The sequence below is a fragment of the Clostridium gasigenes genome (assembly GCF_900104115.1).
GTDB classification, from domain to species: domain Bacteria; phylum Bacillota; class Clostridia; order Clostridiales; family Clostridiaceae; genus Clostridium; species Clostridium gasigenes.
On record NZ_FNJM01000014.1, the window covers coordinates 17,528 to 41,068 of the forward strand.

Consider the following 23,541-nt stretch of genomic DNA (forward strand, 5'->3'; position numbering starts at 1 on the left):
TGCTTTCTCTCCGCTTTGAAATGCAAGCTCTTTATTAGCTATGATCAACTCTGCTGCCCTATCTGCTTTCTCTCCACTTTGAAAGGCAAGCTCTTTATTAGCTATGATTAACTCCGCCGCCCTCTCTGCTTTTTCCCCGCTTTGAAAGGCAAGCTCTTTATTAGCTATGATTAACTCTGCAGCCCGGTCTGCTTTCTCTCCACTTTGGAAAGCAAGCTCCTTGTTAGCTATGATTAACTCTGCTGCCCTATCTGCTTTTTCTCTACTTTGAAAGACAAGTTCTTTATTCGCAATTATCAACTCTGCTGCCCTCTCTGCTTTCTCTCCTCTTTGGAAAGCAAGCTCCTTATTAGCTATTATTAACTCTGCTGCCCTGTCCGCCTTCTCCCTACTTTGAAAGGCAAGTTCTTTATTCGCAATAACTAACTCTGCAGCCCATTTTGCTTTCTCTTCACTTTCTTTAAATCTTATTTCCAGTTGATCTGTTACCGGTCTATAAAAATTATCATTCATATTACATCCCCTTCAGTACACTTTTATCGTTACCAATTCTCCACAACTGAATCTACTTTTCTTTCAATCTTATCACTTTTAAAATCTGTGTGTTCTTCGTACTTCTAATAATTGATTTAATAAAGATATCATTTTTTTATCCATATTATCAACTCCTATCTATATTATATCATTATAAATATTATTTAATTAAATTACCCTAATATCCATCATAAAAAGTGATTATATAAGCTTTCTCTCTAACATCGTGAGTTTTATTGGTACGCTCCAGATTTTTTTAATACCAGCTAATCTACTACATTCAAATTTCATAACTCCTTCTAAGTACATATAATCCTGACTTCCTTATGTACCCGATGTAAATAAAATAACTATTTACATCGGTTTTTCTTATAAAACTACTAATATTATTTAAATAATTTTTATAAATATAATAATACTTTCCTTTATAAAATAATACATATCTAATTTAAGTAAAAACCGCACTTGTAATTGATACAGTTCTCCGTAACTACTCCAAGTGAGGTTTTTCCATTCTATTCTTGTGTATATATTCTTCATAATTATGGCATAATTCTAAAACATAATCTTTTTATACATCATTTAAAAATTAAGATTAAATTCCTTGGTCTTGGTATAGAAGTTAAAAGCAAAGAAAAAAGTGCCCCATCCTGCAAATAGTAGCACTTTTTCTTAATTAATCTTCAATTAATTTCATCTAATAACCCTAAAACAAAATAAATGTTCTAAGGATTGCTATTCATATATTGGCTATAAGAGCACCTTTACTTATTTTCCATTCAAAACGATACATAATAATATATCCCCCTTCAATACCAACTACAACTAATCCAAATAAAATATTTGCTATATTGATGCTTGAAATTTCAATAGTTAAGTTGTCTTTTAACAAACACCTCATTTCTTATTTTTTTGATTCTTCTGGTAAATAATTATACTCTTTAGTTATAATATTGCCCTCCTTAATACAAAAAGATTACTATATTGTGATAAATTGATAGTAGCTATATTTGATTACATCATTTATTTTTTATATATCATATCTATATGTGGAATATTATCCTCTAGATATTCTTCTGAAACTGCTTTAAAGCCAAGACTACTATAAAAATTTAGTAAATATACTTGTGCTTGAATTTTAATAGTTTCTTCTTTTAAATTGTTTTCTATAAACTCAATAGCTTTTAACATCATCTCTCTTGAAATTCCTTTACCACGATAATCTTTTTTTACGGCTACTCTTCCTATTGATATTTCATCGTAAGAAACTCCCTTCTCCAAAATTCTTAGGTATGCAACTACTTCTCCATTTTCTTCAGAAAATAGATGATATGATTTTAAATCTTTATCATCACAGTCAAGGTATGCACACTCCTGTTCTACAATAAATACTTTATTTCTTAATGCTAAAATTTTGTATATTTCTTCAACCTTAAATTGATTAAATTTTTTAATGTTCCAATTCATTAAATTACCTCCATCTACATCAAATATTAGATTTTAATATAATACTTAAATTCCCCTAATAAACACAAAAGCACTGAGTCTTATTCCTCCTTAAAAAGGCCCTAATGGAATAACACTCAGTGCTTTTTAACATTCTTACCCGGGGATAAGAATAAGCATCATATTATTTAATTATTACACATAGTATCATAGAATTAGCTTTTAAGCAATAGTGGATTTAAACTAGTTGATAAATTCCTATTTGTCTTTTACTTAATATTATTACTTATAAAAATACCCCTAGGCAAGTCATATCAATACCTAAGGCTATAAACCTCATTTATTTATGATAAGGTTCTCCGTATCAGTATTAAGTGAGGTTTTTATATTATGTTTATCTATTAGTTACAATGTAATTTATCTTTGTTGCTTATTTTATTAATGTTATCATTTTCTTTTTATTTTCAAGTATTTTAATTTAAAAAACTTGTAAGTTCTAAAATTTTATCTTCTACGCTTTTTTGGTAATCACTAATTCCACTTTGGCTCAATGGTTTTTTGTCTTTGATTAACTCCGTTTCTCGTTTTTTTCGTAAGTCTTTCTTATCCTCTTTTTCAAGTAACCTAAATTTCAATGTTACACTTGAGTCTCCGATTGTTTCTTCTGTAAAGCCAAAATATTCTGGCTTCTTATTTAACTCATATAAATGTGATGCACATCGTACTAAAACAAAAACTGATTCACCTATATAAAGAACCTTAGATTGGTTATTTTTGTATATACTAATCTCATAGATACCAGCACCTATCGCTTGAATTAAATCGCTTTGAAAAAAGTCGATTCTAATATTCATATTTGTTTTTTTCAACTATATAACCTCCTTCTTTAATAAATTCTAATTTATCTCTAGGATAAAATTAATACCTTTATTATAATATTCAATATATAATTTATCTATAATTACCCCTCAACTCATTATAGTAAATTAAACATACCTTATCCAATTTTAGTAACTACTACTTTTTTATCTTAGAATTAATTATGTTTAAATCTTTTTGTATTTTTTTATTTAATTTATTTCTTTTTTGTAGCTGTAATAGCTCATCAAGAATAAAGTATACAGACTTTTCCACAACAGAGAAATATTCTGAGCACTCTTCTTCTGTCAAACTATGCACACCAGCACTTAAAATACTATAAATATATGTATTTTCAGTTAAATGTTCTGGTAATTCAGCTTTTAATATATCTATCTTTTCTATGAATTTAACTTTTTTTTCTTCATACCTAGCTTGGTTATCAACATTTATATTACATTTTACTTCTTCATATTTATAATCAACTATTTTTTCTAAAACCCTTCTTAAATATAAAAATCCTCCAACAGCAAAATTGTTTTCATAAGATATTACTGCTTTATTCAAATCTGATTTAATATTTTTATAATTTTTATATTTGCTGTATTTATCTCTAATATTATGGTTATGAAACTCAATATTAGATGGGTCTTGTCCTATTTTCTGTAATATTAATTTTTTTTCCTCATTTTCCCCATATTGAAGCTCTAACTTATATATAAATATTTGCTTATGATTACCCTTATGTGAGCAATTTACTGATTTAGTAAAATACTCGTGTTTTTTTAGTAAGATATCTATTCTATCATTTAATTTAAACATTGCCCTATAATCATCATAATCATCAAAATCATCGCCATATTGTCCATGTAAAGTTCTTTCTAATAATCTTTCATCTACGTTTATCTTTACTGACTTTAACGAATTTTCCTTTTTACACTTATTACAATACCCATATATATCATCTTCATATAATAAAAAATCTATAATTTCATCAAAATCTTTTGGATATTTTTCTTCATAAATTTCTTCCTCATACTCCATAAAATTTTCAAATCTAGTTTCACTTCTACCAATCTTCTGTATTTTTGTAATACCTATATTTAACTTTTCATATAAGGGCATTTTAAATAATAATCCATTTATATCATATTTAGAAATATTCTCCATAATTCCTCCTTAGGTGTTATTATATATTTTTACTTTTAGTATACATTATTATATCAAATCCAACAATCTTTTGCATTTTTTATATAGCAATATCTAAATTCAATGTATTTATCCCAATATTTCTTAATGCAAAAGAAGAAGGAGTACCCATTAAAGATACTCCTTCTTCCTTGCTTAGATAGTCAACTAAGCTATCATTTATATTAAGTTTTATTGAATCAATTTCCCTTAGTTCATTAATTGTTATTTCTGAAATTATCATATGTAACAATTTCTTCTGTTGTTCCCTTGATACATTTCCTGTTAAGACTTTACTAAAATTCTCTAATATGCTTTTAATAAAGTCATAGGGTATTGCTTCACTGACATCATCTGATAAAGTAACTAATAATGGTGCTTTCTCTTCTTGAAGCTTCTTTGATCTTTCATCTAACTCTTGCTTTCTAGATTGAAACTCTTCCTTAGTTAATATTTCATCTTCGTATGCTTCAAAAATCTTGCTTCTTTTTTTATCTAGCTTTTCTAGCTCCTTGTCAATCTGTTGCAACTCTTTCTTAGATGGATTTACTTTATTAACTCTTTCTTTATTAACATTACTTACTATACTTTTGACCATTTTTTCATTAGATAACAGTTCTGAAAGCTTATTAAACACATATTCATTAGCTTTATCTACTCTTATTGTATTACTGTTACATACTGCTATACCTTTATTTTTCCAATTACCACATGCATAGTAAACTATTCTCTTCTTAGTTCCGTCCACTAATGTATTAGTAGTTCTTGATATTACCATTCCAGCTCCACACTTAGGACATCTTAATATTCCTGTTAGTGGATATTCACCATCATATATTCTTGATGGCTTACCCTTCTTTGATTCAAGTAAATCTTGAACTTTATCCCATATATCAATATCAATTATACCTTTATGTAGTCCATCTACTATTATTGGATTAGGGTTTATGTTTCTTCTTCTTTTCTCAGACCAATTCTGTCTAACATTATATCTAACTTTTCCTATATAAACAGGATTAGTAAGTATATCTCTTATTGAACCCACTGAGAAGTTATTCCCTAGTTTAGTTTTATACTCTAACTTATTTATCTGATTAGTAATAGCCTTATATCCCTTACCTTTATAGTATTCATTAAAGATAAATCTTACTGTTTCTGATTCTTTTTCATTAATAGTCAGTTTAGTTTTTCTTCTTTTAGCTCCTTCTAATCCCTCTACTACCATTAAATCATAGCCTAAAACTCTTCCTCCACACCAATTTCCAGATTTTGCCTTAGCACACATACCCATTTTTATATTCTGCGAAATCGTACTTCTCTCAAATTCTCCTATTAATGCCATCATTTGGAATTGCATTTTTCCTGCTGGTGTATCAGTTTCAAATGGCTCTGAATATGACTTGAAAGTTATATTATTCTGCTCTAATATATCAACTATCTTTAAAACATCTGATAGTTTTCTACTTACACGGTTAATTTTCCATGAAATTACATTTGTAAACTTTTTATCTTCTGCATCCTTTAACAACTCTTTTAATGCAGGTCTACTCTTAATATTTTTACCACTTATACCTCTATCCGAATAACACTTATAAACTTCATATCCCATCTTTTTGCAGTATTCATTTAGTAACCTTTGTTGTTCATCTATACTGTAACCCTCTTCAGCCTGCTCAATTGTAGATACCCTGGTATAAATTGCCATTTTTTTTATTTCATCCATTGTTGTTACCTCCATATGTTAAAATAATATATTCTTTTTTAAGAATTCCAAGAAATTAATCTTAGAATTCTCTTTTATAGCTTCTAAAAAAATCATATTTGCATTATAAATTATCATTAACTTATTAATCCTACTACTCTATTTCAGAATAAAAATCACATATTAACCTATAATCATTTATATTAAATTTATCTAATATAGTACTTATATCCCTCACTGTATTATTTATTTCTTTATACATTTCTTTTATCGTAACTACATGGTTTGAAACCGACTGCGAAAAGAATAGTGAAACTTCGGTTTTTGATATCTTAGTAGTATGAACTCCATCAAAAAACTCTTTATCTATTGCATTTAAATCTATCTCATCTCCTATTGCATCCATTGGTATTATTATTGTATGATACCTATATATAATACCCTCTTCTTCTTTCCACACTTCTAACCTTTTTACATCATAATTCAAGTTTATTAGTACATTTTCCTTAAGTATTCTAGCATTGTTTATCATATTAACAGCTCCCTTTATTCATCTTATTTATAATATATATCTGAACCTATGTTTATTACACTGGTATGGCTATTAGCCATACCAGTTTAAATATTATCTTTAATTACTTTTTATAATTACTATGTACTTTATCTTCTTTAATGTACTCTAATATTACCTTTGACAGTATATTAAGAATTTCATCAACCTTTTTTGACTTGTCCATTTTAAATCACCGCCTTAATTAGCTATTTAATATTTTCCATTAAAAAGCCCTACTATACTTAGCTACTACCTTATTAAGTCCTGTTAATGATTCACAAAAACTTATTATTGAAATCTGCCTCAAATAACAACCTACTGCTATACTTGGAAATATAAATTCTTCAATGTCATTAACCGACCATATCATAAGCACTTCTATCTTTTCACTTCTTATATCATTAATTAATTCTTTAAGCTTACTACTACTATCATATTCATCTATGTATAACTCAATCTCTCCTCTATGTTCCCCAAGTTCACATCTTAACCATTGCAATCTTCCATAACCTGTTGAAAAATTTTCTGATTTTTTTTCCTTCCTCATATATAATCCTATTCTCTTATTACTTAATTTATTTAAATCATTCATCTTAACATTACTCCTTTTTCAGTATGTATTTTAGCTCTAAACCTTTCTGAAATCTCACTCTGCTTACTTATTAAACTCGTTAATTACGCTATTCTATTATTTTAATAGCGTAATTAATATCTTAAACATTTAAAATTTCTTATTCTATTATGTTTACTATCTTATAGGCTATTCAACAAACAAGTTCTCCATATAGCTCTCATTTAAAAAATAATATGAAAAATTATCATCAATATTTTTACTGACTGTTATGTATGTTTTTCCATTCTTATTACTTGTAAAAATCCTGATGCCTCTAATTTCTAAATTCCCTTTAATTTGTTTTAGAGTATTAATAAACATCCTCTCATCATTGTGCCAATCCTTCCATTTTGGAATTAATCCAATTCTTTTTTGACATACAAGTAATTGACTTACCAACTGCTCATAGTCACCTGTCCACCTATGACATGTATCAGTAAACATAATCATATAAATTAACATTATATTACTTTCTTTTCTTTTAATTTTATTTACCTTATCCTTATATAAATAAAACTCCTTATTAATCATTTGAACGCCATCCTTTATAACTTATTTCTTCAATAAAATCTATTACCGTTACCTCTTTAGTTTCATTATTAAAATCATTAATATTAAATTCATATTTCGCATTTACCTCTACATCCTTTTCATTAATATTACCATTATCTAACGTAAATCTTTCATCAAGTTTCATTCCTTCAATCCCAATTTTACATATGTATTTTTTAAACTCCTTAAATATTTTTTTAAGATCTACGGCTGTCCAAATTATTTCTTTTGCATTATTCCTCCAAACTACTCTAAAATAATAAGCCTCTATATAAATCATTTTAGGTTTTACCTTTAAAGTCTCTACATAAGATTTGAGTTCTTCTAAATTTTCATCGATTTTTTCTTTTTTAGGTAAATCATACACCTCTAAATCTATAACGTACCTAAGAGGTAGCAATTCCTCGCTAGTTACCTCTTTAAATGGTACAAGTGCTGTAATATCTCCTATTTTGTAAGTCTTATTATTTTTCTCTAGCTTAATACATTCACCATTTTTAGTTTTTTCAAAATAATTCCTTTTCGTCTCATTTCTCACAAAAATATTCCTCCTTTAATCTAAATATTCTTTTTTTATATGTAACATTCTTGGTCTTGAATTACTTCCATCATCATTTCTTATAGTCTTTTTAGGTAAATTATTTTTATCTTCTACCTTAATTACCCTTCTATCTGCAAGTGCTTTAAGCAATCCTTTTATTGGTAGTTGTAGATATACACCAGCTCTTTGTAACTTACTTCTTACGATCCCATAAATATTATTTGAATTAAAATAGTAGTATTCTGAATCATAAAACCCATCAATAGACTTATATTGATTTCCTACCACTTCACCAGTTTCTAGATTTTTCATTGTTACAGACTTGCTTGTTATTAATTCCTTTATAGTTTCTAGGAATAACTCAACTGGATCATCTGCCTTAGAATTTTCATGTTTGTTTTTTATGTGCTCTAAGAATTCTAACTTTGCATGTTCTATAGATTCATCAGCTTTTTCTGCTGTAATTATTCCAACCTCAACGTAGAATTGGTACATCATATCTAATCCAACTAACAACCATGCAAAAGATTCATAAGTTCTTCCATGTGTCATAATCGCCTTCTCTCTTATTTCATTTAAATAATAGTAATAATTGGCTTTTATTGCTTCTAGGAACTCCTCGTAATTATTATTAACTTCTTTCTTTATCCATAAGATATACGTTCTCATACTAATTGATAACAATTCAGTATTTCGTTGTGCTTCAGTTAATGCTTCTAAATTTACACTATCTTGCTTTAATTCTATTGGTAATAACCTTGCTACTGTTGAATTTCCTGGTACAATTGATTCTCCAGTTATAAGTGTCATCCCCCTAGGTATAAACTGCGTTTGACTTTCCATCGTAACTGTTAACCTACCTCTTGATGTTCTATCTCCATAAGCTCTTACAATTCTTTCAGCAACAGTATTAATATTTTGAGTTTCCTTATGACTTTGTTGAGGACAAAAATCATCAAGTATCATTAATGAATCCTTTAACTTATATGATTTCAATTCTATTGATGAATATGTATCATTAAAACTTGCTGTAACTCTATTTTCAAAACTGCCGAAATGAGATAAAAACAACTTACCTATTGTAGTTTTACGAGTTCCTGTAAACCCGTACAGCCACACAACAAATTCTGGCAACTTCAATATTTTCCCAATAAACTCTAGAAGTGGACATAAATAAACTAATCCTAATAATATGTAAGCTATTCCTTCATCTACTACATTTAATAAATCCAAGCTTTTTTGTGTTGCTAATGAAACATCTGATTCCTTTCTTGATATCTTATAATTTCTAAAATGCTCATCCATCTCAACATCAATAGTTTCTTCTCCGATTGCTCCATCATAATCTAAATATTCATATTCACCATTCCCACTCTTTACCCACCCTGTATTGCTATATTGTTCAATAGTTTCTACATATCTAAATAATTTCTTTATAATTAGTAAAAAATCTTTTTCTTTACCTGGATATATTATTGCATCCATACCGAGGTAGGAAGGTACCCATTTTAAATTAGATACCTCTGAAGCTGATAACTTAATATCATCAACCTCCCTATCACCATCAATAACAACTGATACTACAATATATATTTCATACATCCCATTTCTAATAAATCTAACTTGCCTCTTTGGAATAATTATAATATTCGTAACTGGCGAGTTTTTATTATTTACGATTTGTCCATCTTCAGTACACTTATACCCATCTCTACCCAAAATATTTCTAACATCATTTTTATTCATTTACAGTCACCTCATAAGTTGATGGAGTAGTTATTATTTCTGAATACCCATACTTATAATTAAGCGTTTTATTAGTAAGAAAAGTATTTAACTTCCTTATAACTTTAATAGCTTCTTCATATCCTCCATTTACTATCATATTTACAGCAACTTCTACTACTTGTCCTACTTCTTTACAAGAATTAATATTCACCTTACTCATATTTCTATTATTGAAATTTAGCAAGTTATCTACAATCCCTCTATTCTCAGCTACCACTCTTACCTTTACTAATATTTCTTTTCTTTTGATCATATATATCCTCTCCTTTTTTATCTTGTGCCCCTCAAGCCCGTTAATTATTTCTTATATTTATATTTCTTATATTTCTTATATTTCTTATATTTATTTTTCTTATATTTATTTTGATGGGCTTGACGGGATTATGAATAATTTATTACTATCATGATGCTTATAATAATATTTATTATAGCTTCTATCAAATCATCCAGACCTCGTCTGAACAAATTGACATATATTCCGTCTCAACTTCAACCTTACTTAATTTGTATTTTTAACTATATATATCCTTGCTAGAGTTACTTGCCTAAAAATTTCTTTATCTATTCACTATAGGACTTCCTTGGTTCCATTTATATGTTTTTATGTATTTATATTCAAATTAATTGTATATTTATTTTATTTATTACATTTACTTGTTTATTTGTAATTTTGGTGCAACTTTTATATACTTATGATTTGTACTATTTACTCCCGATTGTATTTTCTTATTTAATTTCAACCTATATTCTTCCCTACATCTATTTATATCAATTAATCTATATCCTACAGTTTATTTTTCCCCTCTACTTTTGAATTGTATTTAGTTCTTATCCTATTGGATTTCAATCGTTTAGCCTGTTTATTGAGCTTTTTTCTTCACTTGTGCATTTTTGTGCCCTTACTTTCTAGCTTTGCTTATTTCTACCCTAGTTATTCTTTTTTTACAATTGTATTTAATTATCTAGTATCTATCTCGTAGAAAAAAAAATAAAGTCTTAATCTATATTTAAATAGATTAAGACTTCGTATTATTTATATATAATTGCTTGTACTATACTAATTCAGTACCATTAGAATTAGGTAACTTACCTGTAAATATTTGTATTGCATCAATTATAGCCCATATCCAGCATCCCAGAAGTACTGGTTCAAAGAATAACATTGCTATTGCAAATAAGCCTAATTGCATAAACCCTATTTCTTTATATCCTAGATAGAATCTATGTATCCCCATTGCCCCTAAGAATATGGATAATAGTCCTGCTACTATTTTATTATTGTTATTAGTAGAACTACTATTATTTGTAGCGTTCTTTATTTGATTTGTGAAGTTGTTCATTGATCCTTTTAATCTTATCCCACAATTTAAGCAGACCTCTGCGCCTTTATTCTTTACCTCTACCCCACAGTCAGGACAGAATTTTTCACCTTGTCCTTTATTTGTCGCACATTTAATGCATATTACTGCCTTTTCATTAGTTATTTGTTCCCCACATTCTCTACAATACATTTTTTTATTCCTCCGTTTTCACATTATTTTTAACTTCAATTTTATTTATTACTTGTTGTAACCAGTTGCAAGTATATCCAAGCTCCCTAGATAGTTGCTTTAGATTATTTCCATTATAGTGTTTTATTAGATATTCTATTATGTAGTTCTTAGAATGTAATCTCATCGGAAACGTTACCTGTTGTCCTCTGTAATTCTCATAGATTTTAAATGTAATATCTTCTCCTAAAACTTCAATCATATCTTTATAAATGCCACTATAATTTTCACTTTTTTTCTTCATACATTCTATTTATATAACCTCCTTTTTCAGCTCTAATTAAATAATAACCTGTCTTAGATTCTTTGTAATGCTGATTATAGTTGTGATTTTATCTTGTAAAATCACATAATAAATTAATATTTATTATTTACTTGTTAGCCTCTATTCCTGTCGCTACAACAGTACATACTGCACCTAAAATCTTTAATATTGTTGAAAACCCCATCTATTTCACCTCCTTTAAATATGTATAAATATATGAATAACAGTCTTTGACTGGTATTAACTTAATTACATACTTAGCAATTTCAAAGTCAATGTATAGAAGTTTTTCATTATCATAGCCTGTACCCTCGCATAGCTCTACAACTTTTTCATAGGTATTTATTAAATCGAATTGTATATGATTTAAATCCTCTTGTAGCTTCTTTAAATCTATTTGCTTCTTATTACTTAATTCAACTACTAATTCTCTTGGATTCCATTGATTAGCTAATCTTCCATCATAGAAATCAAATCTCATTACTCCTAAAAGATCCTTACTGTCATATTCAAAATACTTTTTTTTGCTTAGATTTTTCATCTTATTTACCTCCATTTTAGTATTCTTCTATTAATCCCCACATTATTAGTTGTAAATGTAGTGATATTTGATTATTTATTCCTCTAGTAACATACCTATTATTTTTCTTAAACATTTGCTTTTACCTCCTTATTGTTACAATTCTTTATAGTTAATTTCCCTTTTTTAATTACTCCAACACATATTAAATATTTCATTATCCTTTAATCCTCCTTAAAATAGTAAAAGTCCTAATCACTATTCTTTATAGTAATTAGGACTTTATTTCTTACTTAGTTCTTGTTTTAGCATTGTAATAAATTCATCTGAAAACACCTTTTCTTTTAATGAAGCTTTTATAAGCTCTATTAACTCTAACTCTGTTACATCAAGACTTCTTGGTATATATCTATTCTCTCTTGTTATAGTATCTTTATATAAACAGAATCTAATCTCAAATCTCTTCTTTGCTTTTATATATATTCTTTCAATGCAATATGTGTACTCCGCATCATTTACTTTTCCTTGACCTAATATGTCACAGTATTTGGTTGACTTGATTATCTTCTTAGTCACCTTATTTCCTCCTTCTATTCTAGTAGGAGCTTAGAAAGTTCTTCTGTTGCTATTACTACTATTGAGTAATCACTAGATAGTAAGTATAAACTTGATGTATAGTCTTCTATTATATCTGTGTATTCTGGTTCTAATCCTTTTAGCAACACTTTCTTTATATCATCTACATCTAATTTATCTTCTAGTATTAATACATAACCTCCAAGGTCAAAATCTACATTTCTATAAGGACCATAATTTTTATCTAGTAGTGTTATTATTTCATCTACTTCTTGTATGATTTTCTTTGAATATTTTGGATTTACTGCTTTTAAATGCTCTTTTTTATATATCTTTATCATTACTATTCCACCCTCAATTATATTTAAAAGCCTCTATATATTTTTTTAATTCTTTAGATACATTTTGTTTATCTATATATATATCAACAAAATTCATATATCCAAGTACTATAAAAATATTATAATAAATAACTCCATCAAAGTCCTTTTCTTCTATCCATGATGGACATTCCTTTATACAATTTTTATTATAGTTAATTATCAATTTATCTTTTTCAAATTTAATTTCTTCATATTTTAAAATTATAATTTCTCCTATATAGTTATTTAATTTAAATTTATCCAAGCTTTGTTCTTGGTTACCTAAATTCTTATATAAGTGAATTATTTTATTTTTTATTTCAATTGATAAACTATTACCTCCTTTTAAATTACTTAATTTATTAACTTCATTAACATTGTTAATAATAATCATTATTAAACCTCCTTTATTATCATTATAATAATATATATTTATTTTTTGCACTATATTCATACTTGACTTTTCAATTTAATTGTTGTAGTATTTTGTTATGACTTTAGTGCAAATAAAATTATGAGGTGTTATTAATGAAAAATAAAGATTTAAATGAACGAGTTACGGAAGAACTTTTAGATAATCTTTTCTCAGCCACTGGTTATTCTACTCCAAAAGTTCACATTGAAAAACAGAAAAGCTTAAATCCTGAAATTAAAAAACTTTTGAAAAATGCTAGTAAAAGTGGTCCAGGTAAAGGTGCACCTGAACATATAATTACTATTGACGGATATCCTAATTTTATTATAATAACTGAATGTAAAGCCGATATAAAATATCATGAAAGTAATTCACTTGATATTCCTAAAGACTATGCTGTTGATGGTGTAATACACTATATGAAATACTTATCTAAAGATTTCAATGTCGTTGGAATTGCAGCTAGTGGAATGAATGAATCTGAATTAAAAATTTCTAACTTCTTTCTTGGTAAGGGATTAACTTCAAATACAATTACTCGTTTACCTGATGAAAAAGTATTATCTCTCCAAGACTATATTAAAATTTGGAAATACGATTCGAATATTAAGAAACAAAAAACCTTTGATTTAATGAAATTTTCAAAAACCCTACACAATTATATGAGAGACTATGCAAAACTCTCTGAAAATGAAAAACCTCTACTAGTAAGTGCTATTCTTCTAGCACTTGAAGATGCTACGTTCCAGATTAGCTATGAATCTAATACAAATGATGTTAAATTAGCTAAAAAGATGATTGATGCAGTAAAAGATATTTTAGATGACAATAAAATAATAGGTCTAAAACAAGATAAAATATTAACTTCTTATTCATTTATAAAAACTCACCCTGAATTAACTAAGGATACCAGAGATATAAACAAAAGGGTTTTACTAAGATTAGTAAAACAAATTGATGAACATATAATGCCATTCATTAAAGAATATAATGATTTAGATATAGTTGGTAATTTTTACGGTGAATTTCTTAGATATACAGGTGGTGATAAAAAAGCTTTAGGCATTGTTCTTACACCTAATCATATTACAGAACTATTTGCAGACTTAGCTGATTTAACTACTGATAGCAAGATTTTAGACATTTGTGATGGTACTGCTGGTTTTTTAATTAGTAGTGCTCACAAAATGATTGAACTCGCTGGAAACGATAGTACTAAAATAAAAAAAATAACAGACCAGAATCTAATTGGTGTAGAACAACAACCAAATATGTTCACTTTGAGTGCTGCTAATATGTTGTTAAGAAAGTATTCAATGGAACACTGTTACCAAGATAATTGTTTTGAATTAAAAGGACTTTTAACTAGTCTTAATGCTGATATTGGTATGATAAATCCACCTTATGCTCAAAAGGGAGATGGGTTATCTGAATTAGAATATATTGAATTTCTTTTGGATTGTATAAATAAAGATGGAAAAGTATTTGCTATTGTTCCAATGTCCTGTGCAATTCTTAATAGTCCATCTAAAGGAAGACTATTAAAAAAACATACTTTAGAAGCAGTAATGAGTATGCCTAATGGTTTATTTTATCCAGTAGGTACATATACTTGTATAATGGTATTTACAGCAAAGAAACCACATCCAAATAATAAGGAAACCTGGTTTGCCTACTGGAAAGATGATGGATTTGAAAAGACAAAGATGAATGGTCGAATTGATATCAATGATAAGTGGAATAGCATCAAAAATGAGTGGATTAATATGTATACAAATAAAGATATTCTATTAGGAGTCAGTGTTAAACATAAAATCACAGCTACTGACGAATGGTGTGCTGAAGCTTATTTACAAACAAACTATTCCACTATATCGAAAGAAGATTTCGAATCTGAAATGGAAAAGTACATGAACTTTAAAATGTCTAATAAGGAGAGATTACAATAATGGCTAAATTATCTGATTTATTCGACATTCAATATGGTAACAACTTCATTTTAACTTCATTAACTCAATTGGATAATGGTATATCTTTTGTTTCTAGAACATCAAAGAATAGCGGTGTATCTGCTATTGTCAAACCAGTTCCTAACATTAAACCATTTCCTTCTGGACTTATTACTGTAGCATTAAGTAGTATGAGTGTTTTAGAAACTAATATTCAATCATATGAATTTTATACTGGTTACCATATTGCTGTCCTTACCCCAAAAAAAGAAATGTCTATTAATGAAAAAGTCTACTATTGTTTATGTATTAAATGTAATAAATATAGATATTATTTTGGTAGGCAAGCAAACAGAACACTAGGTGAATTAATTGTACCAAATACTCCACCTAAATGGATTAGTGAATTTAGTACTTCTTCTTACAACGACATTGCATTACCTTATAATGATAATTTATCTGTAATTTTAAATACGGATAAATGGAATAATTTTAAAATTAATGAACTTTTTAAGATAACTACTGGTAAGGGACCTCTAATTCGCAAAGCAAAATCTGATATTGGGACAACACCCCTTGTTTCTTCAACTCAATTTAAAAATGGTATTGTAGCCTATACTAATTGTGATTATACTCATGATGGCAATGTACTTACACTTGCTAAAAATGGTAGTGTCGGTGAAATATTTTATCAACCTATTGATTTTGTAGCTACATCAGATGTATTAGTGTTAGAACCTAAGTTCACTTTAGATATATATATAGCTATGTTTTTAATTCCAATAATTAAACAAGAAAAGCACAGATATAATTATGGAAGAAAATGGAATAAGGAGCCACTTGAACAATCTCTCATAAAATTACCAATTACTATTGACAATAAGCCCGATTGGAACTATATGAGAGATTATATTAAAACCTTAAAATTCTCTAAATATATACAATCAAAGTAATCTATAACTTTAAAGTCCTCTTATTTTTATAATGAGGACTTTATCTTTTATACTATTATAGTAATTTATTAAATATTCTTTTATTCAATATCCAATTTTAGTAAAAACCTCCGTTACTTATGGTACGGTTCATTTTTCATTATTCTAAATGCTCTATATACTTGTTCTAATAACATTACTCTAAATAACTGATGCGGAAATGTCATTTTTGAAAAGCATAGTTTATAGTTTGCTCTTTTTATTACATATTGTGATAGCCCTAGGCTTCCCCCTATTATAAAGGTTATATTCGAGTTACCCATTACTCCGCAATTTTGTATGAACCCCGAAAATTCTTCTGAAGTTATATGTTTCCCGTTTAAATCCATAGCTACCACATAGGCGTTTTCTCTCACTTTTGATAGTATAAGCTGGCCTTCTTTTTCTTTTATCTGAATTTCTTCCTTTTCAGAAGCATTATCTGGTGTTTTTTCATCTGATAATTCTATTATATCTAATTTACAATATCTGCTTAATCTTTTTGAGTATTCATCTATTGCTTCTTTTAAGTACCGCTCCTTAAGCTTTCCAACTGTAATTACCGTTATATTCATATCCTTTTCCTCCGTTGTTGTTACTAATGGACATTCAAAAGAATAACAATCCAAGCTACATGTCTATTGGATTGTTATTTTTTTGAATATCCCTAATATTATATTATCATATTTTCTTCGCCCGATATATAATTATCAACATCTATTACAGGCGTTATATCAACTTCTTTTTTATTCTTAGGTAAATATATACTTAATATATCCGATTTAAATACTGCTGAAATTCTATTTATGTCAACATCATTAATTATAAACTTCTTTTCAATATCGGAATTGGGTTGTATTATTGCTACCATTTTATTTTTCCCATTTGTAAAAAATTGATTATTCTTTACTTTTACAGTTAATGTTTCTTCCTCATAATCCAAATCTATATCCTTTTTATTTACTCCAGGTAGCTTTCCTTCAATTAAATATCTATCCTCATAAGCCTTTAACTCTATATTCATACCATCTATTTTCTCAATTTCTTCAATCATACCACCTACTAAATCACTATTTAAAACAGTATCTACTATATTTTCTATAATATCCTGATTATTAATTACAGCCGAAAATGTTTGATTGAATAATTCATTAAACTCATTAGCAAAGCCATTATTACTATCATTAGATCCATGACTAGTTTTATTATTTTTTTCATGCCTACTCTTCATATTACCTTTACTTACAGCTCTATTTTTTTTATTATTACTACTTATATTATTTTCTTGATTACCCATTATCCCGTTTATCATATTCATTATATTATTATTAGTTCCCTGATTATTAGTCATAGTTCCAATATTATTATTTCTCTGTTTGTTAGCCCCACCACCCATATTATTATTTCCTTGACTGCCCATCATGCCGCTTAACATATTCATCATGTTATTATTATTTCCCTGGTTGTTAGCCATTCCACTCATATTATTATTTCCTTGACTACCCATCATTCCGCTTATCATATTCATTATATTATTATTATTCCCTTGTTTATTAGCCATTCCACCCATATTATTATTTCCTTGACTCCCCATCATTCCGCTTAACATACTCATTATATTATTGTTATTGTTATTGCCCTGGTTGTTAGCCATTCCACTCATATTATTATTTCCTTGACTCCCCATCATTCCACTTATCATATTCATTATATTATTACTACTTCCTTGGCTATTAGCCATTCCACTCATATTATTATTTCCTTGACTCCCCATCATTCCACTTATCATATTCATTATATTATTACTACTTCCTTGGCTATTACCCATTCCACCCATATTATTATTACCTTGATTCCCCATCATTCCACTTATCATATTCATTATATTATTACTACTTCCTTGGCTATTAGCCATTCCACTCATATTATTATTTCCTTGACTCCCCATCATTCCACTTATCATATTCATTATATTATTACTACTTCCTTGGCTATTAGCCATTCCACCCATATTATTATTCCCTTGATTCCCCATCATCCCACTTATCATATTCATTATATTATTACCATTTCCTTGGCTATTTCCACCCATATTATTATTACCCTGATTACCTAACATTCCTCCTAACATACTTACTATATTATTATTTCCTTGACCGTTAAGCATACCGCCTAACATATTATTAATTATAAAGGGAAACATCCCAGCCATATCTTTCTCCTAATTTAAATTTCTATACACTATATACCTATTCTATTAAATGGTTTTTGACACAAAAGGTCTTCTTTACTAAACATAAGTCATTTTCAAAAATAACAAGTCATTGCGCGATGCATATTAGCTTGTTATTTTTTTAAGATTCCTTCTCTTTATTATAATTAATTATATAAAAATAGAGCTCTGCATATGCAGAGCTCTATAAACTATTCGATAGTTTATTATTATTTACCACAACACTTCTTATACTTCTTACCGCTTCCGCAAGTACAAGGGTCATTTCTACCTATTTTATTTTCATTTCTTACAATTACAGATCCATTATATTGTTTTTTAATTTCTTTTCTCTTTTCGTCTGAGAATATAGCTTCCCATTGTGGAAGTGTATATAAATACTCAGCCTTAGCATCTAACATATTATAATATAATTTTTCTAGATTAATGTCTAAAACTAATTCTTCTGTGTTCTTTATAGTTTCTAAATCATATGATTTGTTTAAGCTATCATTGATTCCATCTGTGAATCCCATAACAAACTCTTCAGTTGTATTGTATTTTTTTGCAGCTTCTGAAATTACTAATTTCATTGAACCACTATGATTAGCTAATATATCTTTATATATAGCTGTTTCTACTTGCATGTATTCTTCCCAAAAAGCTTCTTCCCCTTTAACTTTAACATATTCAGTTACCATTTCTGTCCATTGCTTATATAAACTCATACTATTTTCTCCTCTTCTTGCTTTTTTATTTAAATTATTTACTATTTACTTTTAGTTCATAATCCGAAGTGTTATTACAATAGTTACATTTTTCATTAATACACGTTTCCATTATCGGAAATGTCTCTTGCAGATTAACGATATCATCCATAGCCTCTTCTACATGCTCTAAACAAGAATAAATAATTTTATTATTACTCATATAAACCACCTTCATTAACTAAAATTCTATTATGTTACTTGGGTTATGTCTACTTGCCATAGCTAAGTAGATATCTTTATTTTGTTCTATACTATTTTCTTGTAGAACACTTAGTACTGTTTGATATGCTAAATCAGGATTATTATTAGTTCCACTTAAATGGCCTAATAACACTCTTTTTCCAATACCATATTTAAGTATATCAACAATTACTTTTCCACAATCTTCATTAGATAAATGTCCTACTTCGCTTAAAATTCTTCTTTTTAAGTTATAAGGATATGGTCCATACTTTAACATGTTAACATCATGATTGCTCTCAAGTAACAATACTTGTGAGTCTTTTATATTATCTCTTATTTCTTCAGTATATACTCCAAAATCTGTAGTCACGCTAGCTTGTTTACCATTTGAATGAACTGTATATCCAACTGCTGCAACTGCATCATGAGGTATATTAAAAGATTTTATTTCTAAATCTTTTATTTGAAGAGTAGATCTTCTATCCATTATTTTTATGTTATGTTCTTTTATTTTACCTATATTAGATTCCATAGCTGCCCAGGTATTAGCGTTTGCATATATAGGAATATCATACTTCCTTGATAATACGCCTACGCCTTTTATATGATCTGAATGCTCATGAGTTATAAAGATTCCATCTATACTATCTGAATTTTGCTCTATACTTCTTAGCGCTTCATCTATTTTTTTTCCTGGTAACCCTGCATCTATTAATATTTTAGCCTTTTCAGAAGCAATAAAAATACTATTTCCACTACTTCCACTATATAACGAGCAAAATTTCATTTATTTTACCCCCGTATAGGGCTCTTTAAAAAATAACTAGTCAGATTTTGGTCTATCTTGCACTATGCCGCATTACAATAAGAACACATAGACTTACTATCTGTTATTTATTGTTCTTAACCTAGCACAAAATATCCTATAAATCTTTGATTTGTTATTTTCTTCTAGCTCCCTTATCTAACTTCTCTTCTTATATCTGCACCTAATTCTCTAAACTTATCTTCTATATGTGGGTATCCTCTGTCAATATGCTCTATTTCAACTATTTCAGTCTTTCCTTTAGCCATTAACCCAGCTATAACCATAGCTGCTCCAGCTCTTAAATCAGTAGCTGTAACTAAAGCTCCAACTAATGATTCACAGCCTTCTATTATGGCCGTTCTACCTTCAACTTTAATATTTGCACCCATTTTATTAAGTTCATCTGCGTGCTTATGTCTGTTTTCCCATATACTTTCTGAAATTAAGCTCTTTCCTGGGACAATACTTAAAAGTGCTGCCATAGGTTGTTGTACATCTGTTGGAAAACCTGGATATGGTGCTGTTTTAACGTTAACACCCTTAAGTTCCCCTTCAACTGTTACTCTTACACTATCATCGCCTTCTTCTACCGTAGCTCCCATTTCAATAAGTTTCGCACTTATTGATTCTAAATGCTTTGGTATTACATTTGAAATAGTTACATCGCCTCTTGTTGCCACTGCTGCTATCATAAATGTTCCAGCTTCAATTTGATCTGGTATAACACTATAGTTACATCCTGTTAATTTTTCTACGCCTCTAACTCTTATTATATCTGTTCCAGCACCTTTTACATCAGCACCCATAGTATTTAAGAAGTTAGCCACATCTACAACATGAGGTTCTTTCGCTACATTTTCAAGTACAGTAGTTCCTTCTGCTAAAGTAGCTGCTATCATTACGTTTATTGTAGCTCCTACTGAAACAACATCAAAGAATATATTAGCCGCTTTAAGTTCTTTCGCATTAATTATAACTGCTCCATGTTCTATTACAACTTCTGCACCTAATGCTTCAAATCCTTTTATATGTTGATCTATTGGTCTCACTCCTATAGGGCATCCCCCTGGAAGTTCAACTCTTGCTTTTTTAAATCTAGTTAATAATGCTCCAATAAAATAGTAAGACGCTCTCATCCTTCTTACATCTTCGGTACATGCGTCTAAATTATTTACATTTGTAGCATCAATTTCTAGAGTATTATTGTCTATTTTTTTAACAATACACCCTAAACTTAAAAGTATTCTTTCTAAACAATGTACATCTTCTATGTCTGGTATATTGTCTATTATACATTTGCCCTCGCTTGCTATTATAGCCGCTGGTAAAATAGCCACTGCTGCATTTTTAGCACCAGTTATATTTACCGATCCTTTTAGAACTTTTCCTCCATTTATAACTAATCTTTCCATCCGCTTCACCCTTATCATACTTTATATATATTAATCTTTCCTATTCTTCTAACTGTTATCCATTTTTTCTTATAAAAAGTATCTTTATTTTATTAACTTACATAATTAATAAATCTACTTTATCTATTATAACATAAATCAAACTTATTTATATACACTTTTTCTTCCAAAATTCTCATTTAGTTAATAATAAAAGCTATGATGAAAAATCATCATAGCTTTTATTGTTTTTTTTTGTAATTTTTTTGATTATATTAGTCTAACACGAAAGATTTACAATCTGTACATTCTACCACTGTAGGATTTTTTTCATGTGTTCCTACTTGTATTTGTTCTAATGAACAATAGTCTTCAGCTTTATAGTGATATTTGCATTGGTTTATATCACATTTAATACAATTATTTTTTTCCATTTGTAATCACACCTTTCTTTACTAAGATATATTTATTATGTTCTATTTGCTTAAAATTATTCTAACGCTTTTTATATCACTATGTTATAATTTATATATAGTTTATAGATTAAACTATAAACAAATTTAACTTGAGAGGTTAAATCTATGAGATATTACTTAGTGGCATTGTTTGATGATGAATCTTACAAAAATTTAAATCCTATTCAAAGAAATCTTTCTAAAAAATATAGAGCTAATAGAAATTCACCTATACCTTATATACCTATAGAAGCATTAGAAAACCCTAATCTTGATAAATTAGATTTAGTTGTAGAGAAAATTCTTAAACCTTATAAAATCTTTACAGTTGAAGTATCTAATATAGCTTGTATTTCAGAAGTTAATAAAACTCTGAATATAAAAATAGAAGATATAGGATATATAAAAAGACTTAATAGGTTAATGAATGATACTTTAAAGTTACATGGCTTTAATATAAGAAATTATAATAATAACGACTTAAATATGCACATAGCTTTAGCAAACCTTAACTATGTTGCTAAAGATTTTAAAAAGTCAGATGATGATAATTTCTCATCTACATTTAATACTTTATATGTAAATAGAATAGAACTTTGGAAGATTTCTAATAATAAAAAAGAAACTTTAATTAAAAGTTATAAATTAAAAGAAAAGTTTTAATTTATAACTATAAAAAATATGTAATATTTTTTTAAAAAGTGCTAAATACTAATTGTATAGGCACTTTTATTTTCCATTTTTTTTAAATATTAAAAATTTATTTTTTTGTATTCGTTTACTGCTCTTTTCTTTCTTCAAAAATTTTTGTAAACTATAATAGATTAATCCTTAAGAATAGGGGGATACTTATGAATATTATATCTCTTTTTGAAGCACAAAGAGAAAACAACAAAAAAATTACTATTGATAAGAATTTAAACCAATATAAACTTTCAGCTAGAAAGCATCTTGAACTATATATTAAACTTAGTTCTCTTGCAGATCAAACTAAATGTCATACATATTGGTTACACTGCAACTCTGAAATTGACAAAGAGATTATTTTAAACAACTACTTAGACTTTTTAGGTCAAATATTAATATTAGGTTTAGATTGTAATTATACAGATATTACTGAAATTAAAGCTTTACCTAATGATTATTGTTTAAGCGACCAATTTTTAAATCTATATATAGACATAAATGATTTGATAACTTCATCTTCTAAAGATCATTACTTAACAATTTTAGAAGATTTTATCAGTCTTGGAATTACCTTAGGTTATTCTGAAAATAAAATTACAGAATCATTTATCTTAAGATAATTTTAAACCTTCTATTTATTTAGAAGGTTTTT

29 protein-coding genes are annotated in these 23,541 nt (G+C 27.9%); 4 read left to right on the forward strand and 25 right to left on the reverse strand.

Annotated elements, in window-relative coordinates:
• The 18 genes from BLS77_RS15920 to BLS77_RS16005 form a co-directional block, all read right to left on the reverse strand.
• Nucleotides 1-513, reverse strand: a 513-nt coding sequence (locus tag BLS77_RS15920) for a hypothetical protein (RefSeq protein ID WP_207648700.1), incomplete at its 3' end; no start/stop codon positions are given.
• 760 nt (nt 514-1,273) lie between these two features.
• On the reverse strand, nt 1,274-1,435 hold the full coding sequence (locus BLS77_RS20030; protein ID WP_175490884.1) for a hypothetical protein: 162 nt from the start codon (nt 1,433-1,435) through the stop codon (nt 1,274-1,276).
• A gap of 122 nt (nt 1,436-1,557) precedes the next feature.
• A complete protein-coding gene (locus BLS77_RS15930) occupies nt 1,558-2,001 on the reverse strand; it encodes a GNAT family N-acetyltransferase (protein WP_089972065.1) in 444 nt (147 codons plus the stop codon).
• A gap of 452 nt (nt 2,002-2,453) precedes the next feature.
• The gene (locus BLS77_RS15935) at nt 2,454-2,849 is read right to left on the reverse strand and encodes a GIY-YIG nuclease family protein (RefSeq protein ID WP_242874003.1); all 396 of its coding nucleotides are present in this window, start codon (nt 2,847-2,849) and stop codon (nt 2,454-2,456) included.
• A 148-nt stretch (nt 2,850-2,997) separates the two neighbouring features.
• Nucleotides 2,998-4,008, reverse strand: coding sequence for a hypothetical protein (locus tag BLS77_RS15940; protein WP_089972068.1), 1,011 nt, complete (start codon nt 4,006-4,008; stop codon nt 2,998-3,000).
• 79 nt (nt 4,009-4,087) lie between these two features.
• A complete protein-coding gene (locus BLS77_RS15945) occupies nt 4,088-5,749 on the reverse strand; it encodes a recombinase family protein (protein WP_242874004.1) in 1,662 nt (553 codons plus the stop codon).
• A gap of 133 nt (nt 5,750-5,882) precedes the next feature.
• Entirely contained in the window at nt 5,883-6,260 is a 378-nt protein-coding gene (locus BLS77_RS15950; RefSeq protein ID WP_089972072.1) for a hypothetical protein, read from the reverse strand.
• Between the two features lie 244 nt (nt 6,261-6,504).
• Nucleotides 6,505-6,873, reverse strand: a complete 369-nt coding sequence (locus BLS77_RS15955; RefSeq protein ID WP_089972075.1) for a hypothetical protein — start codon at nt 6,871-6,873, stop codon at nt 6,505-6,507.
• A 168-nt stretch (nt 6,874-7,041) separates the two neighbouring features.
• Nucleotides 7,042-7,425 (reverse strand): hypothetical protein, encoded by a 384-nt coding sequence (locus BLS77_RS15960; protein WP_089972076.1) that lies wholly within the window; start codon nt 7,423-7,425, stop codon nt 7,042-7,044.
• On the reverse strand, nt 7,418-7,984 hold the full coding sequence (locus tag BLS77_RS15965) for a hypothetical protein (RefSeq protein WP_089972078.1): 567 nt from the start codon (nt 7,982-7,984) through the stop codon (nt 7,418-7,420). The genes BLS77_RS15960 and BLS77_RS15965 overlap by 8 nt, the downstream gene beginning before the upstream one ends.
• 15 nt (nt 7,985-7,999) lie before the next feature.
• Nucleotides 8,000-9,733, reverse strand: coding sequence for a hypothetical protein (locus BLS77_RS15970; protein ID WP_089972080.1), 1,734 nt, complete (start codon nt 9,731-9,733; stop codon nt 8,000-8,002).
• Entirely contained in the window at nt 9,726-10,028 is a 303-nt protein-coding gene (locus BLS77_RS15975; protein ID WP_089972083.1) for a hypothetical protein, read from the reverse strand. Before BLS77_RS15975 ends, BLS77_RS15970 begins: the two co-directional genes overlap by 8 nt.
• A 799-nt stretch (nt 10,029-10,827) precedes the next feature.
• The gene (locus BLS77_RS15980; RefSeq protein ID WP_089972084.1) at nt 10,828-11,286 is read right to left on the reverse strand and encodes a TM2 domain-containing protein; all 459 of its coding nucleotides are present in this window, start codon (nt 11,284-11,286) and stop codon (nt 10,828-10,830) included.
• 4 nt (nt 11,287-11,290) lie between these two features.
• Nucleotides 11,291-11,569, reverse strand: a complete 279-nt coding sequence (locus BLS77_RS15985) for a Mor transcription activator family protein (RefSeq protein ID WP_089972087.1) — start codon at nt 11,567-11,569, stop codon at nt 11,291-11,293.
• Nucleotides 11,570-11,774: 205 nt separating this feature from the next.
• Nucleotides 11,775-12,131, reverse strand: coding sequence for a hypothetical protein (locus BLS77_RS15990; protein WP_089972088.1), 357 nt, complete (start codon nt 12,129-12,131; stop codon nt 11,775-11,777).
• 261 nt (nt 12,132-12,392) lie between these two features.
• The gene (locus BLS77_RS15995; RefSeq protein WP_089972091.1) at nt 12,393-12,686 is read right to left on the reverse strand and encodes a hypothetical protein; all 294 of its coding nucleotides are present in this window, start codon (nt 12,684-12,686) and stop codon (nt 12,393-12,395) included.
• A 14-nt stretch (nt 12,687-12,700) separates the two neighbouring features.
• Nucleotides 12,701-13,027, reverse strand: a complete 327-nt coding sequence (locus BLS77_RS16000; protein WP_089972094.1) for a hypothetical protein — start codon at nt 13,025-13,027, stop codon at nt 12,701-12,703.
• Nucleotides 13,028-13,040: 13 nt separating this feature from the next.
• On the reverse strand, nt 13,041-13,442 hold the full coding sequence (locus BLS77_RS16005; RefSeq protein WP_089972097.1) for a hypothetical protein: 402 nt from the start codon (nt 13,440-13,442) through the stop codon (nt 13,041-13,043).
• A 134-nt stretch (nt 13,443-13,576) separates the two neighbouring features.
• Here BLS77_RS16005 and BLS77_RS16010 point away from each other — a divergent pair, with 134 nt between their 5' ends.
• Nucleotides 13,577-15,412, forward strand: coding sequence for an HsdM family class I SAM-dependent methyltransferase (locus BLS77_RS16010; protein WP_089972098.1), 1,836 nt, complete (start codon nt 13,577-13,579; stop codon nt 15,410-15,412).
• A complete protein-coding gene (locus tag BLS77_RS16015) occupies nt 15,412-16,365 on the forward strand; it encodes a restriction endonuclease subunit S (protein WP_089972101.1) in 954 nt (317 codons plus the stop codon). The genes BLS77_RS16010 and BLS77_RS16015 overlap by 1 nt, the downstream gene beginning before the upstream one ends.
• Before the next feature lie 113 nt (nt 16,366-16,478).
• Here BLS77_RS16015 and rlmH read toward each other — a convergent pair whose 3' ends face one another.
• The 7 genes from rlmH to BLS77_RS16050 all read right to left on the reverse strand — a co-directional run bounded on the left by rlmH (nt 16,479) and on the right by BLS77_RS16050 (nt 22,181).
• Nucleotides 16,479-16,958, reverse strand: coding sequence for a 23S rRNA (pseudouridine(1915)-N(3))-methyltransferase RlmH (gene rlmH / locus BLS77_RS16020; protein ID WP_089972104.1), 480 nt, complete (start codon nt 16,956-16,958; stop codon nt 16,479-16,481).
• 98 nt (nt 16,959-17,056) lie between these two features.
• Complete coding sequence (locus BLS77_RS20600; RefSeq protein WP_089972106.1) at nt 17,057-18,595, reverse strand: Hsp20 family protein; 1,539 nt, start codon at nt 18,593-18,595, stop codon at nt 17,057-17,059.
• A gap of 230 nt (nt 18,596-18,825) precedes the next feature.
• The gene (locus BLS77_RS16030) at nt 18,826-19,323 is read right to left on the reverse strand and encodes an SEC-C metal-binding domain-containing protein (protein ID WP_089972108.1); all 498 of its coding nucleotides are present in this window, start codon (nt 19,321-19,323) and stop codon (nt 18,826-18,828) included.
• Between the two features lie 34 nt (nt 19,324-19,357).
• Nucleotides 19,358-19,525: a CxxH/CxxC protein gene (locus BLS77_RS16035; protein ID WP_089972110.1), complete on the reverse strand. Its 168-nt coding sequence runs from the start codon at nt 19,523-19,525 to the stop codon at nt 19,358-19,360.
• Between the two features lie 18 nt (nt 19,526-19,543).
• Nucleotides 19,544-20,335, reverse strand: coding sequence for an MBL fold metallo-hydrolase (locus BLS77_RS16040; RefSeq protein ID WP_089972113.1), 792 nt, complete (start codon nt 20,333-20,335; stop codon nt 19,544-19,546).
• Between the two features lie 173 nt (nt 20,336-20,508).
• A complete protein-coding gene (locus BLS77_RS16045; protein WP_089972115.1) occupies nt 20,509-21,768 on the reverse strand; it encodes a UDP-N-acetylglucosamine 1-carboxyvinyltransferase in 1,260 nt (419 codons plus the stop codon).
• Nucleotides 21,769-22,022: 254 nt separating this feature from the next.
• A complete protein-coding gene (locus tag BLS77_RS16050; protein ID WP_089972117.1) occupies nt 22,023-22,181 on the reverse strand; it encodes a DUF1540 domain-containing protein in 159 nt (52 codons plus the stop codon).
• 147 nt (nt 22,182-22,328) lie between these two features.
• Between BLS77_RS16050 and BLS77_RS16055 the strand changes: the two genes are divergently transcribed.
• Both BLS77_RS16055 and BLS77_RS16060 read left to right on the forward strand, forming a co-directional pair.
• Nucleotides 22,329-22,865, forward strand: a complete 537-nt coding sequence (locus BLS77_RS16055) for a hypothetical protein (RefSeq protein ID WP_089972119.1) — start codon at nt 22,329-22,331, stop codon at nt 22,863-22,865.
• A 188-nt stretch (nt 22,866-23,053) separates the two neighbouring features.
• Nucleotides 23,054-23,509, forward strand: a complete 456-nt coding sequence (locus tag BLS77_RS16060) for a dUTP diphosphatase (protein ID WP_089972121.1) — start codon at nt 23,054-23,056, stop codon at nt 23,507-23,509.
• The last annotated feature ends 32 nt before the right edge of the window (nt 23,510-23,541 follow it).

Excerpts from the sequence above, each read along its gene's own strand:
- BLS77_RS15975 (WP_089972083.1), bottom strand. The coding sequence starts at position 10,028 with ATGATCAAAAGAAAAGAAATATTAGTAAAGGTAAGAGTGGTAGCTGAG.
- BLS77_RS15930 (WP_089972065.1), bottom strand. The coding sequence starts at position 2,001 with ATGAATTGGAACATTAAAAAATTTAATCAATTTAAGGTTGAAGAAATA.
- rlmH (WP_089972104.1), bottom strand. The coding sequence starts at position 16,958 with ATGAATATAACGGTAATTACAGTTGGAAAGCTTAAGGAGCGGTACTTA.
- BLS77_RS20030 (WP_175490884.1), bottom strand. The coding sequence starts at position 1,435 with ATGAGGTGTTTGTTAAAAGACAACTTAACTATTGAAATTTCAAGCATC.
- BLS77_RS15950 (WP_089972072.1), bottom strand. The coding sequence starts at position 6,260 with ATGATAAACAATGCTAGAATACTTAAGGAAAATGTACTAATAAACTTG.
- BLS77_RS15970 (WP_089972080.1), bottom strand. The coding sequence starts at position 9,733 with ATGAATAAAAATGATGTTAGAAATATTTTGGGTAGAGATGGGTATAAG.
- BLS77_RS16060 (WP_089972121.1), top strand. The coding sequence starts at position 23,054 with ATGAATATTATATCTCTTTTTGAAGCACAAAGAGAAAACAACAAAAAA.
- BLS77_RS16030 (WP_089972108.1), bottom strand. The coding sequence starts at position 19,323 with ATGAGTTTATATAAGCAATGGACAGAAATGGTAACTGAATATGTTAAA.
- BLS77_RS20600 (WP_089972106.1), bottom strand. The coding sequence starts at position 18,595 with ATGGCTGGGATGTTTCCCTTTATAATTAATAATATGTTAGGCGGTATG.
- BLS77_RS16040 (WP_089972113.1), bottom strand. The coding sequence starts at position 20,335 with ATGAAATTTTGCTCGTTATATAGTGGAAGTAGTGGAAATAGTATTTTT.
- BLS77_RS15980 (WP_089972084.1), bottom strand. The coding sequence starts at position 11,286 with ATGTATTGTAGAGAATGTGGGGAACAAATAACTAATGAAAAGGCAGTA.
- BLS77_RS16045 (WP_089972115.1), bottom strand. The coding sequence starts at position 21,768 with ATGGAAAGATTAGTTATAAATGGAGGAAAAGTTCTAAAAGGATCGGTA.
- BLS77_RS16010 (WP_089972098.1), top strand. The coding sequence starts at position 13,577 with ATGAAAAATAAAGATTTAAATGAACGAGTTACGGAAGAACTTTTAGAT.
- BLS77_RS16015 (WP_089972101.1), top strand. The coding sequence starts at position 15,412 with ATGGCTAAATTATCTGATTTATTCGACATTCAATATGGTAACAACTTC.
- BLS77_RS15955 (WP_089972075.1), bottom strand. The coding sequence starts at position 6,873 with ATGAATGATTTAAATAAATTAAGTAATAAGAGAATAGGATTATATATG.
- BLS77_RS16000 (WP_089972094.1), bottom strand. The coding sequence starts at position 13,027 with ATGATAAAGATATATAAAAAAGAGCATTTAAAAGCAGTAAATCCAAAA.
- BLS77_RS15960 (WP_089972076.1), bottom strand. The coding sequence starts at position 7,425 with ATGATTAATAAGGAGTTTTATTTATATAAGGATAAGGTAAATAAAATT.
- BLS77_RS16055 (WP_089972119.1), top strand. The coding sequence starts at position 22,329 with ATGAGATATTACTTAGTGGCATTGTTTGATGATGAATCTTACAAAAAT.
- BLS77_RS16050 (WP_089972117.1), bottom strand. The coding sequence starts at position 22,181 with ATGGAAAAAAATAATTGTATTAAATGTGATATAAACCAATGCAAATAT.
- BLS77_RS15940 (WP_089972068.1), bottom strand. The coding sequence starts at position 4,008 with ATGGAGAATATTTCTAAATATGATATAAATGGATTATTATTTAAAATG.
- BLS77_RS15985 (WP_089972087.1), bottom strand. The coding sequence starts at position 11,569 with ATGAAGAAAAAAAGTGAAAATTATAGTGGCATTTATAAAGATATGATT.
- BLS77_RS15945 (WP_242874004.1), bottom strand. The coding sequence starts at position 5,749 with ATGGATGAAATAAAAAAAATGGCAATTTATACCAGGGTATCTACAATT.
- BLS77_RS15990 (WP_089972088.1), bottom strand. The coding sequence starts at position 12,131 with ATGAAAAATCTAAGCAAAAAAAAGTATTTTGAATATGACAGTAAGGAT.
- BLS77_RS16005 (WP_089972097.1), bottom strand. The coding sequence starts at position 13,442 with ATGATTATTATTAACAATGTTAATGAAGTTAATAAATTAAGTAATTTA.
- BLS77_RS16035 (WP_089972110.1), bottom strand. The coding sequence starts at position 19,525 with ATGAGTAATAATAAAATTATTTATTCTTGTTTAGAGCATGTAGAAGAG.